A 17,960-nucleotide genomic window follows, 5' to 3' on the forward strand; every position below is an offset into this window, starting at 1 on the left:
GATCAGCCAGGCCCAACTCCAGGGCGACCTCGGCGTAGGCCGAACGCTCGGCGAAGTCCAACTCCTGGGACTGCTCCCAGGTCTGCGGGTCCACCCAGGCGGGGCGCTCCGCCTCGTGCCGGTCCAGGGAGTCCGCGACCCGTTCGGCCATGGCCAGCACCTGCTCGCCGTGCAGCATCGCGATCTGCCGCTCGATCAGCCCGATGCGGGCCAGCACGTCGGTGCCGTCGGTGGCCGCGCCGGTCCAGGTGGTCTCGTCGGCGGTGGCCGCGAGCCAGTCCAGGGCCTCCTCGACCGACATGAGTCGGTTCGAACTGGTGTTCGACATGAGACTATTCTCGTCGAGTTTTCTCATCTCTGCAAGGGAAAACAGAGATTACCCGGATCTCTTTTCCGGTGGCCTGGGCCGGTGTCGAGCGGTGCGTCCGTCGTGGTTGCGCGCCGTTACGGAGCCCGGATCCAGCGCACTTCGGCCGGGCCGCACGAGGTGCGGTCTGCCCTTGACGGCCCACGCCGGCCCGCTGGATCCGGATCGAACTGCCCGTGGCCGCCCGCCGTAAGTGATTCTGCAGTCACCCGTACCGGCCTTGGAACCCGCTGACCGACGAGCGACGGATCTCCCGATCGGTTGCGGTCCGTTCCCGCTTCTTCGTAATGGCGCTTGAACCGCAACCACCAAATCCGCACCCAGCAGAGTCGATACAACGGCGCCCACCAACGACATCGATCCGGATGCAGCGCGCGACACAACCGGCCGGCAGGCCTGCACAACCCCGGCGGCATCCAGGAGCGCGCTACATCCGGGTGCCGTAACGGCGGCGCCCAACCCCAACGCGCCGCACCGCTGCAAACGGCGCCCAACCACGACAACGCCAGCCGCGTTCCGGCCGCGCGTTCAGCCCTCTCGCAGGTCGATGACCCGCCGCATCTTCCCGGCGGAGCGCTCCACCTCCCCCGGGTCCCGGACCAGCGCGGTGACGCTCACCCCGATCGTCTCCTTGATCGACGTCACCAGATCGGTGCCGGCGGCCTGGGCGAGCGCCGCGGAGACGTCCGTGCGTCGTTCGACATGCACGGTCAGCTGGTCCATGCGACCGGCCCGGGACAGGTGGAGCTGGAAGTGCGGCGCGAGCGCCGGTGAGCGCAGGATCAACTCTTCGATCTGCGTCGGGAACAGGTTCACCCCGCGCAGGATGATCATGTCGTCGGTCCGGCCGGTGATCCGTTCCATTCGGCGCATCGGGCGCGCAGTGCCGGGAAGCAGTCGGGTCAGGTCGCGGGTGCGGTAGCGGACGATCGGCATGGCTTGCTTCGTCAGCGAGGTGAACACCAGTTCCCCGACCGAACCTTCGGGCGCAACGGCGCCGGTGACCGGATCGACAATCTCCGGGTAGAAGTGGTCCTCCCAGATGTGCAGGCCGTCCTTGGACTCGACGACCTCCTGCGCGACGCCGGGGCCGATCACCTCGGACAGCCCGTAGATGTCGGTGGCCCAGACGCCGAGGCGGGTCTCGATCTCGGTGCGCATCGCCTCGGTCCACGGCTCGGCGCCAAGGATCGCGTAGCGCAGCGAGCACCCGGCCGGGTCCAGGCCCTGCCGTTCCATCTCGTCGAGGATCGCCAGCAGGTACGACGGCGTGACCATGATGAGGTCGGGGCAGAAGTCACGGATCAAAGAGACCTGACGCTCCGTCATACCCCCCGAGATCGGGACCACCGTGCAACCGAGACGCTCCGCGCCGTAGTGCGCGCCCAGTCCTCCGGTGAACAGGCCGTATCCGTAGGCGTTGTGGACGAGGTGGCCCGGGCGCCCGCCGGCGGCCCGGATCGAGCGGGCCATCACCGTGGCCCACACGTCGAGATCACCGGAGGTGTAGCCGACCACGGTGGCCCGCCCGGTAGTGCCGGACGAAGCGTGCACCCGGGCCACCTGCTCCCGCGGTACAGCGAACATCCCGAACGGATAATTCGCGCGCAAGTCGGCCTTTGCGGTGAACGGGAACGCCGCCAGGTCGGCCAGTTCCCGGCAGTCGTCGGGATGTACCCCGGCCGCGGTGAACGCGGCGCGGTAGTGCGGGACGTTGTCGAAGGCATGGCGCAGCGACCACTGCAATCGGCCCAGCTGGAGCTCGCGCAGTTCGTCGATCGATGCCGTTTCGATCGGATCCAGTTCTGCCGTCACTGCAGTCCTGCCTCAGACGTCGAAGTCGACGGCGATCGCGTCGGAGACCGGGTGCGTCTGGCAGGTCAGCACCTGACCGGCGGCAACCTCCTTCTCCTCCAGCGCGTAGTTGCGTCGCATGGTCGCCTCGCCGGCCACCAACCGGGCTCGGCACGTGCCGCACACCCCGCCCTTGCAGGCGAACGGCAGGTCCGGCCGCACCCGTTGGGCACCGTCGAGCACTGCCATCCCGGCCGGGAGTTGGAAGGTCGTGGCCCGCCCGTCCAGGATCACGGTGACCGCGGCGCCGTCAGTGACCGCGGCATCAACGTGTGTGACCTCGATCGGCGGATCCTCACCGACCCAGAACAGCTCACGGTGGATGGAGCGGTCCGGCACGCCGGAGGCGCGCAGCAGGTCGATCGCGTCGGTGACCATCCCGAATGGGCCGCACAACCACCAGTGGTCGACGGCCGGCACGTCCACGACGACCGGGAGCAGCGAAGCAAGTTTCGCCGCGTCCAGGCGCCCGTTGAACAGCTCCACCTCCTGCGGTTCACGGGAAAGCACGTGCACCAACTGCATTCGGGTCGGGTAGGCGTCCTTCAGGTCCGCGACCTCGTCGGCGAACATCACCGTGTCCGAGCGCCGGTTGCCGTAGATCAGCGTGATCCGGGAACTCGGGTCGGCCGACAGCACCGAGGCGGCGATGGAGAGCATCGGCGTGATCCCCGAGCCGGCTGCGATCAGCACGTGCTGCCCCGGGTCCTCGAGGTCAGGCGTGAACGAGCCCGCCGGGGGCGCGACGTCGAGAACGTAGCCCGGATGCAGGTCGTGGATCAGCCACCCGGACACGGCGCCGCCGGGCACCTCGCGGACCCCGATCCGGGGCGCGGCCCCGACCGGGGCACAGATCGAGTACGAGCGTCGCTCGGCGCCGCGGCACACGGTGAGGCTCTGCCCGGCCGCGAACGCGAACTCCGCAGCTGCCTCGGGCGGGACGTGGAAGGTGATCGCGGCCGAGTCGTCGGTCAGCCGGTCGATCGTCTCGACCGTAAGCCGATGGAATCTCAGAACGGCTTCACCGCCTCGAACGGCTCCCGGCAGGACCGGCAGCGGTACAGCGCCTTGCAGGCGGTGGCGCCGAACTCCGCGGTGCGCTCGGTGTCCGCAGCGCCACAGTTCGGGCACGGCACCGGGTCCGGGCCGCTCCCCAGCGTCAGCGCCACCGGCCCGGTGCGCGCCGGACCCGGCGGGGCGATCCCGGCGCTGCGCAGCTTCTCGTGGCCCTCCGGGGTGATCCAGTCGGTGGTCCAGGGCGGCGCCAGGGCCGTCCGCACGACCACGTCGGCCCACCCGGCACGGTTCAGCCGGGCACGCAGGTCCGCACCGATCTCATGCATCGCCGGGCACCCGCTCCAGGTCGGGGTGATCGTGACAACGAGCGCGTCGGCGGTCTGTTCGACCGAACGCAGGATCCCGAGGTCGGCGACGGTGAGATTGGGCAGCTCCGGATCCGGAGTGGCCGCGGCGACCTCCCACGCGGTTCGGGATGTCACCACCACTGCAGATGTTCGCTTGTGCTCCTCACTCGTTCCTCGCTCGTCGCAGTCGCTCACCACGTTGCGCCCGGGTACTCGCGCGCCACGGACTGCATCTCGGCGAGCGCGTAGCCCATCGCCTCGGTGTGCACGCCGTCGCGACCGAATCGACCGCCGACGCCGGCCAGTCCGGCAAGTTCCGGGCGTGCCAGCCCAGCCGTCGCAAGCACCGTGTCCAGAGTGGCGTCGAACGCCGCTCGCGACGCCACCGCGAGCGCATGCGCGTCGGGTCGGAACAATTCGTCCACCAGCGGCCACACCTCGTCCAACGCCCGCTGCATCCGGCGGTGCGACAACTCGGTCCCGTCGCCCAGGCGCACCACCCAGCCGGCCGCGTAATCGCGGTGGTAGGCCAGTTCCTTGACGCCCTTGGCCGTGATCGCCGCCAGCAGGTGGTCGGGTGCGGTGGTCAGCGCCTCGAAGAGCTCAAGACGCCAGACCGAGAACACGAACAGACGGGCCATCAGATCCGCGAAGTCGGCGTCGCTGCGTTCGGCCAGTCGGACGTTGCGGAACTCCGGCTCAGTGCGCAGGAACGCCAGTTCGTCCTCGGTCCGGCCGAGGATCCCGCCCGCCCGACTCAGCAGCATCCGCGCCTGGCCGAGCAGGTCCAGCGCGACGTTGGCCAGCGCGGTCTCCTCCTCCAGTTCCGGCATCCGGGTCATCCACTGGGTCAGTCGATGGCTGTAGATCAGGGCGTCGTCCCCGAGCGCCAGGCAGTACCGGGCCAAGGCGGCGGGGTCGAGGCCGGCCGGGACTCCTGCGTCGATGCCCTCGAGCGGGTCCGAGAACCCGGTTCCGAAGGCCCAGCGCTCCGACCCGTCGGCCTCGATGGCCAGCAGGTCGTACGGATTCTCGTCGTGACTGTCCATCACATATGCGGAACGTCGTCGGGGATGGCGTAGAACGTGGGGTGCCGGTAGACCTTGTCGCCGGACGGGGCGAAGAACGGGTCCTTCTCGTCCGGGCTCGACGCGAGGATGTCGGCGGCGGCCACGACCCAGATGCTGACCCCCTCGTTGCGTCGGGTGTAAAGGTCGCGGGCGTGGCGCAGGGCCATCTCCGGGTCGGCAGCGTGCAGGCTGCCGACGTGCACGTGGTTCAGCCCGCGCTTACCGCGCAGGAATACCTCGAACAGCGGCCAGTCCGAACGCGGGCTCATGCCGGGCCCCGTTTCGCGGCGTGCGCGGACGCGGCCTCGCGGACCCAGGCGCCGTCCTCGTGTGCGGCCCGTCGGGCCGCGATGCGCTGGGCGTTGCACGGTCCGTTTCCCTTCAGCACCGCGTCGAACTCCGTCCAGTCGACCTCTCCGAAGTCGTAGTGCCCGCGGTCGGAGTTCCACACCAGGCCCGGGTCGGGCAGCGTGATGCCGAGCTTCTCCGCCTGCGGGACGGTCATGTCGACGAACCGTTGCCGCAGTTCGTCGTTGGTGTGCCGCTTGACGCCCCAGGCCATGGACTGCGCGGTGTTCGGTGAACGGTCGTCCGGCGGGCCGAACATCATCAGCGAGGGCCACCAGAACCGGTCGGTGGCGTCCTGGACCATCTCCTGCTGCGCCGCGGTGCCCCGCATCATCGTCAGCAGCAGCTCGTAGCCCTGCCGCTGGTGGAACGACTCCTCCTTGCAGACCCGGATCATCGCCCGGGCGTAGGGGCCGTAGGAGGAGCGGCACAGCGGCACCTGGTTGCAGATCGCGGCACCGTCGACCAGCCAGCCGATCACGCCGACGTCCGCGTAGGTCAGCGTCGGGTAGTTGAAGATCGAGGAGTACTTCTGACGCCCGGTCAGCAACTTCTCGGTCATGTCGGTCCGATCGGCGCCCAGGGTCTCGGCGGCGCTGTACAGGTACATGCCGTGCCCGGCCTCGTCCTGGACCTTGGCGATCAGGATCGCCTTGCGGCGCAGCGACGGGGCACGGGTGATCCAGTTGGCTTCCGGCTGCATGCCGATGATCTCGGAGTGCGCGTGCTGCGCGATCTGCCGGATCATCGTGGCCCGGTAGGCCTCGGGCATCCAGTCGCGCGGTTCGATCCGCTTGTCGTGCGCGATCGTGTCCTCGAAGTGCCCGGACAGCTCCGCCTCGGCGGCAACGCTCGTCATGCGGCGGGCCCCTTCCCGTCGGCATTTACATACCGATCATTCGGTAAGTTATCCTAACCCGGTGCGGGTTGACCAGACATCCATGGCGGGCGGTGCTCCGCGTCGCCGGGGGCGGCCCGGGCACGACCTCGAGTCGGTGCTGGCGGCCGCGGTCGAGGTGTTCAACGAACGCGGCTACGACGGCACCAGCATGGAGGACCTGGCCGGGCGGCTCGGGGTCGCCAAGTCGGCGATCTACCACCACGTCTCCGGCAAGGAAGAACTGCTGCGAATGGCGCTGGACCGGGCCCTGGACGGTTGGGCCGAGGCGGCCGAGGCGGCCCGCGCCACCGACGCCCCGGCCATCGAGCGTCTCCAGGTGCTGGTCCGCGGGGCGGTCGCGGTCCTGCAGGACCGGCTGCCCTACGTGACGTTGCTCCTGCGGGTCCGCGGCAACACCGAGGTGGAGCGCCACGCCCTGGCTCGGCGCCGCGCGTTCGACCGCCTGGTGGCCGGGCTGGTGCGGCAGGCCGAGCAGGAGGGCGACATCCGCCCCGATGTCGACCCCACGGTGACCGCGCGACTGCTGTTCGGGCTGGTCAACTCGACCGTGGAGTGGTACCGACCCGGCCGGCGGCCGCCCGGGCCGGAACTGGCCGACGCGGTGTGCGCGGTGGCCTTCGACGGCCTGCGGCGCGGGCTCAGCCGGCCGGGATGATCGTGCAGCCCTGATTGATCACGCAGCTGATCAGATGGCCGCCGCCGAGCAGGCCGCCCGCGGCCGAGAAGATCGCGTTGAGGATGCTGCTGAGCAGGTTGAGCAGAAACATGAGCAACTCCTGGGAACCTCAGGACAGGTGATGTGCTGCCTCTCCCAAGGTGCGCCCACGCAATCGAGGCAGCCAGTGGGTTTTGTCACCCGTGGCCCCGATTCCTCGGATCAGCGCGCGGGCTGTACCCGATTCACCGCCGCGCCACGCTCGGCGTGAACGCTGAATTGGGTCTCGCTCTTGTCGGCGTAGCCGACGAAGCTGGTCATGGTGACCAGCCAGTTGGCCAGCGTGATGGGGGCGCCGAGTTCGGCCTCGACCGCGGCCATGTCGACCACGATGTCGCCGCGGCCCTGGATCTTCCAGTACGGGCCCTCATCGGTGATCACAACGTCCTGGCCGCTGCTCTCCAGGGCGTCGATGGTGGCGTCGGCGGCGCTGCCCTTCATCAGGACCAGCACCGTGCGGAAGCCCTGGTCCGTCGGGGTCATCGGGCACCTGCCACGCCGAGGCCGACGGCGGTCTCGTGCGCCGCCTCGACGGCCTGGGTCAGGGTGTCGCCGAAGACCCCGGCAAGCCGGGGTACGGCCGCGTAGACCTCGACCAGCGGCCGGGTCGCCTCGACGACCCGTGGGGTCCACCGGGCGACCCACTCGGTGACTGTCCGCCGGTTGTCCATTGCCGCCGGGACACCGTCGGCGGTGATCATCCGGACGAACTCGGCCGTCCAGTCGGCCTCCCGGGCCCGGTCACGGTCGAAGGAGGCCGTGATGAGCTTGGTGACCACGTCGCCGTGGAACGGCGCGTGCCGCAGCAGACGGCTCACTGCGACTTGGGAGACGATGGGGTCGAAGCAGAGGTTGATCGCGACGATCGTCTCGCCCCAATCCTTGACCCCGAAGCAGATCTCCTCGACGACCTGACGCAGCGGTTGGTAGCGCTCGGACTCCAGCCAGGCCTGCTTGGCCCCGGTGGAGTCGAAGCCGGGCACGGTCTCCTCGAGGGCCAGCAGCCAGTGCACGATGTCCTGGGAGTGCCGGGCCCGGTCGAAGGTCTCGAAAAGCATCGAGGCGACAACTGTGTCGGACAGGCCTTCGCGCGAGGCCGAGAACATGCCCCGGTAGAGGCCGTACTCGACGAAGGACCACACCGCGTAGTGGTCGCGCAGGACCGCGTCGCGCCAGACCGGGTCGATGTCGGTCGCGGCGCAGGGCGCCACGTCGACGGTGAGCCGGTCGATCGCCCGTTCCTGCTCGGCCTGCATCCGCATGTACGGGCGCTGCCACAACGCGGACGGGTCGCGGAAGTCGTGCCAGTCCGGGTGGCGCAGCAGCGTGGATTCCTCGATGAACCCCGGGCGGCCGTCGGGGGTGCGCAGGTAGGAGTTGCCCTTGTCCCACCAGTTGCCCAGCTTCGGTTGGACGTGGAGGTTGACCGCCTCGTACTCGCTCGGGCGCTTCTTGCGGGAGTTGATGTAGGTGAAGTCCCGCGCCTGTTTCGCCGGCGCCGGGACGGTCATGCCCCGGTCCCGACCAACTCGTCGGTCTTCAGGACGAGCGTGCCATCGGGTTGCTTGACCAGCTCGGGTGCGTCCTTCACGTCCTTGATCGGGTCGGTGATCTCGAAGTTCAGCCGGGCGACGTCATCGACGGTCCACATGTGCGAGTCGTCCCGGGTGTGCGGTTGCGCGATCAGGGTCTTGCCGTCCGCGCGCAGCAGATCGCGGGTGACGACGAACTCCTCCAGGCTGGTGCCGTCCCACAGTTCGTCCCACAGGATCGTGGCCTCGTAGCGCTCGGGCTGCTGGCAGAAGATCTCCTCGCAGGCGTTCGAGCAGAAGGCGTGGTTGCGCCCGTTGTACTGCCGAACCCGCTCGGTTGACTCGTCGATCTTCGGGAACACGCACGGCAGCGCGCAGGTGCGGCAGAAGAACGGCCGCTGCGACAGGCCCTGGAGCGGGATCATCTCCATGCTCGGGTCCTCGAGGCAGCTGAACGCCTCCCAGAACTGCCCGTAGATGTCGTACCAACCCGGGTACTGGTTCTCCATCCACTCCATGTGCTGCGGGGTCATGCTGGGCCACCGCCAGTAGTGCAACGGCCAGGACGCGGCGGCCACCATCGCCGCGGTGTGCCCGGACCACTTCAGGCGTTCGGCGGCCTCACCGAAGTACTTCGGGACCTGCAGGCCGAACGGCTCCAGGGTGCCGATGTAGTTGCCGACCCAGTCGTCGGCGACCCATTCCTCCCAGAGCTTGTAGTAGCACTTGTTCATCTTGCCGCGGCCGAAGTAGTCGAACAGCACGCTGATCAGCGGGTCGAGGAACACGTGCTGCTTCCAGAACGAGCGGTCGAAGTCCTGCTGCAGCATCGGCAGGTTGTCCGGCTCGGACAGCACGGTCGCCAGGGTGGCGTAGCCGTTGGCCATGTGCCGGGCCTCGTCGGACTGGATCGACAGGAACACGCCCGGCGTGGCGTGGTCGCCGTTCAGCGCGGCCACCTGCGTCAAGGCGACGAACAGCGGGTTGGTGTAGGCGGTCTCGCCGATCACCTGCAGGCTGATCGCGCACTCGATCGGGTCGTTGACGTAGAAGTTGTCGAAGCACACCCGCCCGGCGCGGGCGAAGATGTTGTCCCCCCGGACCTTCATGCCGCGGTCGAACCCGGCCGGGTCGGCGGCGTTCTTCGCGAAGTGCCGCAGCAGGTACATCTGCTGGTTCAGGTGGCGCCGCTCGTCCATCGCCTGCGCGAGGTAGCCGGCCCGCAGTTCGGCGTTGTCGACGGTGTCGACCAGCATCGACTGGCACTTCTCCGCGCCGTACTCGGCGTAGACCACGATCGGCAGGGCCAGCTTCAGGCCCTCCAGCCAACCCAGGTCCGCGTCGGACGACCGCGCCGTGCGGGAGAGCACGTCCTCGAAGCCGCCGTACTGCCGGTCGTCCTTCTCCTGCTCCATCGTCAGGTACTCGCGCACCAACGTCCGGAACGGGTCCTTGGTCTTGCGCGGCAGCTTGTACCTGGTGGGATACCTCGGCTGGTGCTCCACGTACGACGGCGTCCACTCGACGGCCTTGACGCGGTCATGGGCCTGCACCAGGGATGGCATTCGTCCTCCACGTTTCGTGGGCGTGCGCCGTTGGCCGAGTGGGACGACTCGGTAGGGCCGATCGTGTCACGTGAGGTGGGTCACGTCTTTGTCCGAACGGACAGTTCAGACGCCGGCCGTTTCCCCGGTGGATACGAACGCGTCGAAGTAGACGTTCTGGGGCCGGACTCCGCGGGCAACCAGCAGGTCACGAGCGGCGTCGATCATCCCGGGAGGCCCGCACAGGTAGGCGTCGGAGGAGGACCAGGACTCGCGGGCGGCCGCCAACGCGTCCGTCACCAGGCCGGTCGCCCCGGCCCAGTTCGCATCGGGCAACTGCACGACCGGGACGAACGTCAGCGGCAGGTCGGCGGCCAGGGCCGCGATCTCCTCGGTGACGTAGAGGTCGGCGGCGGTACGCGCGCCGAAGAACAGGCTGATCGGCCGCTCGCAGCCCTTGCGGGACAGGTCGATCAGCATCGACAACAGTGGCGCCAGGCCCGAGCCGCCCGCGACCATGACCAGGTCCCGGTGCGACAACCGGACCGCCAGCGCCCCGAACGGGCCGGACACCTCGACCGGGTCGCCGGGTGCGGCGGTGTCGGTGAGCCAGCCGGAGAACAGCCCGCCGGGCAGCACCTTGCAGATCAACTCGATGCGGTCGATGTCGGCCGAGCCGTTGGCCATCGAGTAGGAGCGTTGCGCGGTCGTGCCGGGCACGGTCACGTTCACGAACTGCCCGGCGACGAACGGCAGCGAGCCGTCGGGGGTGTGGCGCAGCACCAACCGGCGGATGTCGTGGGTCAGCGCGGTCACCGACTCCACCGTCATCGCCCGGCTGGTGGTGGCATCGCCGCGGCGGAACTCGTCCTCGTCGAGGTTCATCGCGCCGACGTCGAGGATGCAGTCCTCGACCGGGTAGCTCTGGCAGACCAGGATCGTGCCCGCGTCGCGCTCGGCCGGTGGCAGTGCGAAGTTCGACGCGGTGATCTCCACGTCGCCGTCGAGAACCTGAACCTTGCAGGTCCCGCAGCCACCGTGCTTGCAGCCGTAACGCAGGTAGCGGCGGTTACGCAACGCGGCGGCGAGGATCGTCTCGTCCTCGCCGCAGTCGAAGGTCTCGCCGAACGGCTCGATCCTGATGTCGTACACAGCACCACCGATCCCGGGCGGGCTTAATACCCAACCACCCGGAACGCGCCGCCGGAATCCTCTCCAACCGGCAGTTCATCGACTGCTCGCTCCTCCTTGCGGACTACTCCGCCGTGGCTGGGGCATGATCGAAGGCATGCCAGTCAGCTCGCAGATGATTGCTCTCGGAACACCCGCCCCCGACTTCTCGCTGCCCTCGCTGGACGGCAAGCCGGTCGGGCTCGACGACTTCGCGGCCGCCCCGGCGCTGCTGGTCGCGTTCATCTGCAATCACTGCCCGTACGTGAAGCACATCGAGATGCGGTTCGGTGTGCTGATCGCCGAGCTGGCCCGGTCCGGCCTGGCCACAGTGGGCCTCTGCAGCAACGACACCGGTGCCTACCCCGACGACGGCCCCGCGGGCCTGCGGATGCAGGCCGAACGTGCCGGGTTCGGCTTCCCCTACCTGCTCGACGAGTCACAGTCGGTTGCCGCGGCCTACCGGGCCGCCTGCACCCCGGACCTGTTCCTGTACGACGCCGGCCGCAGGCTGGCCTGGCGCGGGCAGTTCGACGAATCGCGGCCGAGCCTGGACCGCCCGGTCACCGGCGCGACCCTGCAGGCCGCCGTCGAGCACGTCCTGGCCGGGCGGGCGGTGCCCGAACCGCACCAGCCGTCGGCCGGCTGCGGGATCAAGTGGAAGCCGGGCAACCAGCCGAACTGAAACCGCATCCTCGACGGTGGACAACCGATGCCACCACCGGTCTACTTGGCCGGGTGATCCGAGCCGAGGATGCCCGACTGCACCCCCCGTCGTCGTCGTCGCGATCGTGGGCCGAGACCAACTACTGGGGATTCCACATCCCCGGTACCGATTACCTGGTGACGATCTACGCCTTGTTCCGCACCAACCTGGGTGTGGTCCAGACGATGATCGCGATCAACTCGCGCCGGGCACAGGCGGTCTGGGAGGGCGACTACTGGGACTTCCAGGCCCACGTGCCGATGGGTCCCGACTTCGACCTGTGCGACTACTCGCTGGAGAGCGGTCTGTCGGTGCGGGCCGTGGAACCCAACCGGGTCTACGACGTCCGCTTCGACGACGGCGAGGGCACGTCGATCGAGTTCACGTTCCGCGCGTTGATGGACCCGTTCGACATCCACGACCCGGCGATGGACCCGCTGGCCGGCGAGGCCTGGGGCGATGCCTACAACGGCCACTTCGATCAGACCGGCGTGCTCAGTGGGCAGGTCGTGCTGCGCGGGCAGGTGATGCCGTTCGAGTGCGTCTCCACCTGGGACCACAGTTGGGGCATCCGGCCGGAGCGGCACCGCAGTTCGCTGTCCTGGCTGCACGCGCACTTCTCGAGGACCTCGGCGATCCACGCCATGCTGGCCTACGACCCGGCCGACCGCGCCGCGACGATGACGCTGACCCACGGCTACGTGCTCGACGGCGGTCAGGTCTACGGGATGACCGGCGGGCACGGCACCACCACCCACGACGGCTGGTACCCGGCGACCAAGGACCTCACGCTGACCGACGTCCGCGGTAAGGAATGGCGATTGCACGGCGTCGGTCGGACGACGTTCCCGCTGCAGGCCTGGCCGGACATCGTGTTCTTCAACGCGCTCATGGAGTGGACCGACCAGGACGGGCGCACCGGCCCCGGCGAGGTCATGGACTTCTACGGCGTCGCCGATCTGACGGACCTTCAGGCGAAACGGGGTATGGGCCCCTGGTGACCGCGCGTCAGATCGCGGTGGCCGTCGAGGGAGGGTGAGGCCCGTGGCCGTCCGGCCGTACGACCTGGTGCACGTCGGTGGCACCTGGACCGCCCGGGTGCGCGCCCGCGGGCGCGATGTCCTGGCACCCGCGCTGCTGAACCGGGGCACAGCGTTCACCGAACAGGAGCGTGAGCGCCTGGAACTGACCGGCTTCCTGCCCGACGGCGTCTCCACGTTGGAGGGTCAGGTCCGCCGGGTCTACGGGCAGTACACCCGCCAACCGACAGCCCTGGACAAGCACGTGTACCTCAGCAATCTGCGCGACCGCAACGAGGTGCTGTTCCACCGGTTGCTCGCCGACCATCTGGAGGAGATGCTGCCGATCGTCTACACCCCGACGATCGGCACCGCCATCGAACGGTTCAGCCAGGAGTACCAGCGGCCGCGCGGTGTCTACCTGTCGATCGATCGGCCCGAGGAGGTCCACGAGCGGTTGGCGCACACCGACCTGACTGCCGACGACGTCGACCTGATCGTCGCCACCGACGGCGAGGGCATCCTCGGTATCGGCGACTGGGGCGTGGGCGGTCAGCAGATCGCGGTGGGGAAGTTGTCGGTCTACACCGCCGCGGCCGGCGTCCACCCGCTGCGGGCGCTGCCGGTGATGCTCGACACCGGCACCGACAACCCGGCGCTGCTGAACGACGACTTCTACCTGGGAATCCGGCACGCCCGCGTCCGGGACGAACGCTACGACGCCTTCATCGAGGCCTTCGTGACCACGGCGACCAAGTTGTTCCCCTACGCGATGTTGCACTGGGAGGACCTTGCCGCGGCCAACGCCCGCCGCGTGCTGGCGAACTGGGCCGACCGGTGCTGCACCTTCAACGACGACATGCAGGGCACCGCGGCGGTGGTCCTCGCCGCGGCCTGGGCGGCGACCGAGACCGCCGGGACCCGGCTGCGCGAGGCGAGGATCGTCGTGCACGGTGCCGGGACGGCCGGCATCGGCATCGCGGACATGCTGCGCGATGCAATGATCGCCGAAGGTCTGAGCCCGGCCGAGGCGACGGCGCGGTTCTGGGCGGTGGACCGCCGCGGCTTGCTGACCAGCGACCAGACCGCGGGCATGCGTGACTTCCAGGCGCCGTACGCCCGACCGCCGGATGAGGTCGCCGGGTGGGGATCGACCGGGTCGCTCGGTCTGGCCGAAGTCGTCCGGCACGTGCATCCGACGATCCTCATCGGCACCTCGGCACAGGCAGGCGCATTCACCGAGGCGATCGTGCGGGAGATGGCCGCCCACTGCGAGCGGCCGATCATCATGCCGCTGTCGAACCCGACCTCGCGCGCCGAGGCGGTGCCGGCGGACCTGGTGCGATGGACCGCCGGCCGGGTGCTCACGGCGACCGGCAGTCCGTTCGCGCCGGTCGAGCACGGCGGCCGCACCCACGAGATCTCCCAGGCCAACAACGCGCTGATCTTCCCCGGCCTGGGGCTGGGCGTGGTGGTGGCCCGCGCCGGCCGGGTCAGCAACGGGATGCTGATGGCCGCTGCCCGGGCACTGGCGAGCATCGCGCGCGGCACGGCTCTGCTGCCACCGGTCACCCAACTGCGCGCGGTCTCGGCGACGGTCGCCGCCGCGGTGGCCCGGACAGCGCAGGAGGAAGGCCTGGCCCGGCTGCCGTTGACCGAACTGGTGCAGCAGATCCACGACGCGATGTGGCGGCCGGCCTACCCGGCTCTCGACATCATCTGACTGGTCGTCACAACCAGGCCGGCAGGGCGGGCAGGTCTGTCCCGGCAAGCCGGTGCGGGCGGCCGATCGTCCAGGCGAGAAGCTCGGCGGCCGGACCGGTCACCGTCGTGGCAGTCTCCCCCGTGCCGAGCGTCCAGGTCCGGTCGCGGTCGGACGGCCTCAGAAGTACCGGCGGGCAGTCCAGCTTCCCGCCGACGACCGCAGTGGAGTCGTCCAGGAGCACCTCGACCAGATCCGCCGGGATCACGTCGAAGCCCGCCCCGGCAGCCAGGTCGATCGCGTGGAGCCAGACCTCGCGGATCCGCATCCAGGGCAGTTCCGCGGCGGGCAGTTCCCGGCCCAGCGCACTGCGGACCATGGCCTGCCAGGCCTGCTCGTCCAACGAGCCGAACCCTGCGTCGAGTGCGCGTGCGGTGTCAGCGAAGTCGGCGCGCAGGGCATCGGCGGACTGGTGCGCGCTCGCCTCGATGTCGGCCGCGCGGCCGGCCAGGTCCGGATACATCGGCGTGACCTCGCCGGTGGAGGCCCAGTGGACCAGTCGGCCGATCGCTTCGGCGTTGCGCGCCAGGTGTGCCAGCACGTGGCCCCGGCTCCAGCCCGGCAGGGCGCTGCGCCCGGCGGTCTGCGCGTCGGACAGATCCGCGACCACCGCGGCGACCAGGTCCGTGCCCTGCCACATCCACGGCAGGGTGACTGCGACGTTCTGACGGTCCATCACCGAAGCCCTCCGCTCGCCGGAGTTGTCGAATCGCGTCGGACTCTACGGGCGTCTCACGCCTCGTCGTTCAGGGCGTCGACGCCGACGACACCGTCCACCTCGCTGAGCCGCGCCACCAGTTGGGTCGGTTCACCCGTGCCGGTCAGGACCATCTGAGCCTGGACCGCGGTGTCCACGGCGCCGCCGCCCTCGTACCGCAGGTCATGAACCAGCCAGCCGGCCGTCGTGGCCGCGCCGATCACCTGCCGCAGTGCTCCGCGGCCGTCGCGGTAGCGGACGACGAACCGCACGTGGCGGACGTCGCCGTGGCGCATGCGGCGCAGCAGCTCCGTGTAGCCGAACACGACCACGAAGTGCAGGCAGGTGACGACGATCGCGATCAGGGCCAGTCCCCCACCGGCGGCCATCCCGACGGCGGCCGTCTCCCACACCGCGGCCGCAGTCGTCAGCCCGCGGACCGTGCCCCGCCGGGTAAGAATCAGTCCGGCGCCGAGGAAGCCGACCCCGGAAACGATCTGCGCCGCCACCCGGGACGGGTCGAGCACCACCTGTCCATTGCGCAGCACGTCGTCGAACCCGTACTTGCTGACCAGAATCAGCAGCGCGGCCGCGGTGGCCACCAGGGTCTGGGTGCGCAGCCCTGCGCTCTTGCCCCGCAGCTCGCGCTCGAGCCCGATCGCTGAGCCGAGGATGAAGGCCAGCATCAGTTCCGTGACCTGCCGCGGCCCCTGCCCCGGGCCGCCCCACAGCGATGCGGTCGCGTGATGCATGGTCGGAGCCTTCCCGAGCCGCGAGCCCACACCCCCGCCGTCACGATGTTGCTCAGGCGTCGACGGACGGCCGGCGGATGTTCCCGGCGCGCCGAGCGTGTTGCTTCCGGAGTCGGTGGACCTCGCACGACATGATTGCTCCCAGCAATCAGCCGGTTACAGCCGGTTGTGCTTGTGACTTGGGGGGTCAGGATGAGTTCGCGTTTCCGCTGTGGGGCCAAGATCACCACGGCTACGTTGGCCGCAGCTGTCGTGCTGGTCGGGGGGCATGTCCAGCGGGCCGATGCCGCAACGAGTGAGCCCGGCCATGCCAGCGGCTGCCTGCGGCAGGGTGGCGGGATCTTCGACTACGAGTGCCCGGTGATGCCGGCGCCCTCGAGCGACCGTCCGGTGCACACCGAGGTCGCGCCGCGTCCGGTGCACCCCTCGACCTATCACCCGCGCCACCGCGTGGACGCCGCCGAGCATCGCGACGAAACCCCGGCCGAGCCGCGCCACACGGTGGTCCACCAGGAGTCGCGCCCCGAGTCGCGCCCCGTCGAGGAGGGCCGCCCCGTCGAGGAGGGCCGCCCCGTCGCCACCCGGCACGAGGCCCCGCCGGACACCACCGTCGCTCCGGCCCGCGCCACGGTCGCGAACACTCCGGCGAAGCAGGACGACAAGCAGGCAGCGCCGGCCCCGGCGAACCCGCCGGCCAAACAGTCGAATCAGCCGACCACCGAGTCGGTGACCCCGGCGCAGAAGCATGCCGCCTCGGCCGCCAACACCCCGGCCCAGGCGCCGGCCAACCCCCCGGCTGCACCGGCTGCTGCCCCGGCCGCACCGGCTGCTGCCCCGGCCCCGGCCACGCCGGCCGACGGCCCGGCGGCCCAGTCCGTCGCCCCGGCCCATCAGTCGGCGGCCCCGGCCGTAGACACCAGGGACCAGGCGCCGGCTGACCAGCCCGCAGTTCGTACCCAGGCCACCGCTCGCCACCAGGCGACCGCGCGTCACCAGCTCGCTCCGCGACGCCGTGTCGATGGTGCCTATGCCCACCAGGGCGCACCGCGCGCCCACGTCAAGCGCCTGCCCCGCACCGGCGGCTGAGCAACACAACCGGCAGACACAACCGGCAGTGCGCGCCGGCCCCGGTCCCGCTCCACGGCGGGCCCGGGGCCGGCGGCATGATGGGGCAGATGTGCTGCGGGGTTGGGCGCGAGGGGGATGTGCGGACCGATGATCGAGGCGCAAGGCCTGACGAAGCGGTACGGGGACACGACCGCGCTGGCCGGGTTGGACCTGTTCGTCGAGCCCGGATCCGTCCTCGGCGTGCTCGGCCCCAACGGAGCCGGCAAGACCACGCTCACCAGGGTGCTGACCACGTTGACCGTGCCCGACTCGGGGACGGCACGGGTCGCGGGTCTCGACGTAGTCCGGCAGGCGGGCGCGGTCCGGGCCTGCATCGGGGTCACAGCGCAGGACACCACGCTCGACGAGGTGCTCACCGGGCGCCAGAACCTCGTGCTGATCGGGGAACTGAGCTGCCTGGGCCGAGCCGCGGCCCGGCAGCGCGCCGGTGAGTTGCTGGAGCGATTCGGGCTGCGCGACGCCGCCGACCGCCCGTTGGGCACCTACTCCGGCGGCATGCGTCGGCGCCTCGACCTGGCGGCCACCTTGGTCACCCACGCCAGGGTGCTGTTCCTCGACGAGCCGACGACCGGGCTGGATCCCGGTGCTCGCGCCGAGGTCTGGAGCCTGATCAAGGGCCTGGTGAACGAGGGGACCACCCTGCTGCTCACCACCCAGTACCTCGCCGAGGCCGACGAACTGGCCGACCGCATTGTCGTCATCGACCATGGCAAGGTCATCGCGTCAGGCAGTCCCATCGAGCTCAAGGACGCCGCCGGCGCCGCGCGCCTGGAGGTCACGCTGAGCCACCCGAGCAACTACGCGGTCGCGATCATCACGCCCTACGTGGATGGCGGGGTCCGGATCAGTCCGGACGGCCTGCGCCTGCAGGCGGCGGTACGGGAACGTGCCGGGATGGCTACGACCGTCGTCCGCGCTCTCGACGCCGCGGGCATCACCGTCGACGACGTCTCGGTGCGGCCGCCGTCGCTGGACGACGTGTTCCTCGCACTCACCGGGCATCCGGCGTCGGAGCTCTGAACACCCCCGGA

General features: G+C 69.9%; 20 protein-coding genes. 6 read left to right on the top strand and 14 right to left on the bottom strand.

The annotated features are described in order from the left end of the window. From VHU88_11105 to paaA, 7 genes are all read right to left on the bottom strand, one after another. Positions 1 to 328 (bottom strand): hypothetical protein (locus VHU88_11105; GenBank protein ID HEX3612224.1); only part of this gene is annotated, 328 nt, incomplete at its 3' end. A 567-nt stretch (positions 329 to 895) separates the two neighbouring features. Then, the gene (paaK, locus tag VHU88_11110; protein HEX3612225.1) at positions 896 to 2,182 is read right to left on the bottom strand and encodes a phenylacetate--CoA ligase PaaK; all 1,287 of its coding nucleotides are present in this window, start codon (positions 2,180 to 2,182) and stop codon (positions 896 to 898) included. A 12-nt stretch (positions 2,183 to 2,194) separates the two neighbouring features. Further along, on the bottom strand, positions 2,195 to 3,277 hold the full coding sequence (gene paaE, locus VHU88_11115; GenBank protein HEX3612226.1) for a 1,2-phenylacetyl-CoA epoxidase subunit PaaE: 1,083 nt from the start codon (positions 3,275 to 3,277) through the stop codon (positions 2,195 to 2,197). After that, a complete protein-coding gene (gene paaD, locus VHU88_11120; protein HEX3612227.1) occupies positions 3,232 to 3,723 on the bottom strand; it encodes a 1,2-phenylacetyl-CoA epoxidase subunit PaaD in 492 nt (163 codons plus the stop codon). The genes paaE and paaD overlap by 46 nt, the downstream gene beginning before the upstream one ends. Before the next feature lie 53 nt (positions 3,724 to 3,776). Then, the gene (gene paaC / locus VHU88_11125; GenBank protein HEX3612228.1) at positions 3,777 to 4,634 is read right to left on the bottom strand and encodes a 1,2-phenylacetyl-CoA epoxidase subunit PaaC; all 858 of its coding nucleotides are present in this window, start codon (positions 4,632 to 4,634) and stop codon (positions 3,777 to 3,779) included. Further along, positions 4,634 to 4,924, bottom strand: a complete 291-nt coding sequence (gene paaB, locus VHU88_11130) for a 1,2-phenylacetyl-CoA epoxidase subunit PaaB (GenBank protein HEX3612229.1) — start codon at positions 4,922 to 4,924, stop codon at positions 4,634 to 4,636. The genes paaC and paaB overlap by 1 nt, the downstream gene beginning before the upstream one ends. Then, positions 4,921 to 5,862: a 1,2-phenylacetyl-CoA epoxidase subunit PaaA gene (gene paaA / locus VHU88_11135; protein ID HEX3612230.1), complete on the bottom strand. Its 942-nt coding sequence runs from the start codon at positions 5,860 to 5,862 to the stop codon at positions 4,921 to 4,923. Before paaA ends, paaB begins: the two co-directional genes overlap by 4 nt. 61 nt (positions 5,863 to 5,923) lie before the next feature. On the opposite strand from paaA, the gene VHU88_11140 reads away from it, so the two are divergent. Beyond that, positions 5,924 to 6,559 carry a TetR/AcrR family transcriptional regulator gene (locus VHU88_11140; GenBank protein ID HEX3612231.1) on the top strand — a complete coding sequence of 212 codons (636 nt, stop codon included), beginning with the start codon at positions 5,924 to 5,926 and terminating at the stop codon, positions 6,557 to 6,559. On the opposite strand, the gene VHU88_11145 is transcribed toward VHU88_11140, so the two are convergent. The 5 genes from VHU88_11145 to VHU88_11165 all read right to left on the bottom strand — a co-directional run bounded on the left by VHU88_11145 (position 6,543) and on the right by VHU88_11165 (position 10,847). Next, positions 6,543 to 6,671 (bottom strand): hypothetical protein, encoded by a 129-nt coding sequence (locus VHU88_11145; GenBank protein ID HEX3612232.1) that lies wholly within the window; start codon positions 6,669 to 6,671, stop codon positions 6,543 to 6,545. The genes VHU88_11140 and VHU88_11145 overlap by 17 nt on opposite strands. A gap of 110 nt (positions 6,672 to 6,781) precedes the next feature. Continuing rightward, a complete protein-coding gene (locus tag VHU88_11150; protein HEX3612233.1) occupies positions 6,782 to 7,102 on the bottom strand; it encodes an MmoB/DmpM family protein in 321 nt (106 codons plus the stop codon). Then, positions 7,099 to 8,130, bottom strand: a complete 1,032-nt coding sequence (locus VHU88_11155; protein HEX3612234.1) for a hypothetical protein — start codon at positions 8,128 to 8,130, stop codon at positions 7,099 to 7,101. Before VHU88_11155 ends, VHU88_11150 begins: the two co-directional genes overlap by 4 nt. After that, complete coding sequence (locus VHU88_11160) at positions 8,127 to 9,716, bottom strand: hypothetical protein (protein ID HEX3612235.1); 1,590 nt, start codon at positions 9,714 to 9,716, stop codon at positions 8,127 to 8,129. Before VHU88_11160 ends, VHU88_11155 begins: the two co-directional genes overlap by 4 nt. A gap of 105 nt (positions 9,717 to 9,821) precedes the next feature. After that, the gene (locus VHU88_11165; protein HEX3612236.1) at positions 9,822 to 10,847 is read right to left on the bottom strand and encodes a 2Fe-2S iron-sulfur cluster binding domain-containing protein; all 1,026 of its coding nucleotides are present in this window, start codon (positions 10,845 to 10,847) and stop codon (positions 9,822 to 9,824) included. Positions 10,848 to 10,983: 136 nt separating this feature from the next. Here VHU88_11165 and VHU88_11170 point away from each other — a divergent pair, with 136 nt between their 5' ends. From VHU88_11170 to VHU88_11180, 3 genes are read left to right on the top strand one after another with little or no spacing between them, the layout of a single operon-like run. Further along, on the top strand, positions 10,984 to 11,550 hold the full coding sequence (locus tag VHU88_11170; protein HEX3612237.1) for a thioredoxin family protein: 567 nt from the start codon (positions 10,984 to 10,986) through the stop codon (positions 11,548 to 11,550). Between the two features lie 53 nt (positions 11,551 to 11,603). Then, positions 11,604 to 12,572 carry a hypothetical protein gene (locus VHU88_11175; GenBank protein ID HEX3612238.1) on the top strand — a complete coding sequence of 323 codons (969 nt, stop codon included), beginning with the start codon at positions 11,604 to 11,606 and terminating at the stop codon, positions 12,570 to 12,572. A gap of 43 nt (positions 12,573 to 12,615) precedes the next feature. Beyond that, entirely contained in the window at positions 12,616 to 14,313 is a 1,698-nt protein-coding gene (locus VHU88_11180) for an NAD-dependent malic enzyme (protein HEX3612239.1), read from the top strand. A gap of 7 nt (positions 14,314 to 14,320) precedes the next feature. On the opposite strand, the gene VHU88_11185 is transcribed toward VHU88_11180, so the two are convergent. After that, positions 14,321 to 15,028 (bottom strand): maleylpyruvate isomerase family mycothiol-dependent enzyme, encoded by a 708-nt coding sequence (locus VHU88_11185; GenBank protein ID HEX3612240.1) that lies wholly within the window; start codon positions 15,026 to 15,028, stop codon positions 14,321 to 14,323. 56 nt (positions 15,029 to 15,084) lie between these two features. Further along, the gene (locus VHU88_11190; protein HEX3612241.1) at positions 15,085 to 15,801 is read right to left on the bottom strand and encodes an MgtC/SapB family protein; all 717 of its coding nucleotides are present in this window, start codon (positions 15,799 to 15,801) and stop codon (positions 15,085 to 15,087) included. A gap of 192 nt (positions 15,802 to 15,993) precedes the next feature. Between VHU88_11190 and VHU88_11195 the strand changes: the two genes are divergently transcribed. Further along, on the top strand, positions 15,994 to 16,887 hold the full coding sequence (locus VHU88_11195) for a hypothetical protein (GenBank protein ID HEX3612242.1): 894 nt from the start codon (positions 15,994 to 15,996) through the stop codon (positions 16,885 to 16,887). Positions 16,888 to 17,016: 129 nt separating this feature from the next. Next, entirely contained in the window at positions 17,017 to 17,949 is a 933-nt protein-coding gene (locus VHU88_11200) for an ATP-binding cassette domain-containing protein (GenBank protein ID HEX3612243.1), read from the top strand. Positions 17,950 to 17,960 lie beyond the last annotated feature (11 nt).

This window comes from Sporichthyaceae bacterium, from assembly GCA_036269075.1.
In the GTDB taxonomy this organism is placed as follows: domain Bacteria; phylum Actinomycetota; class Actinomycetes; order Sporichthyales; family Sporichthyaceae; genus DASQPJ01.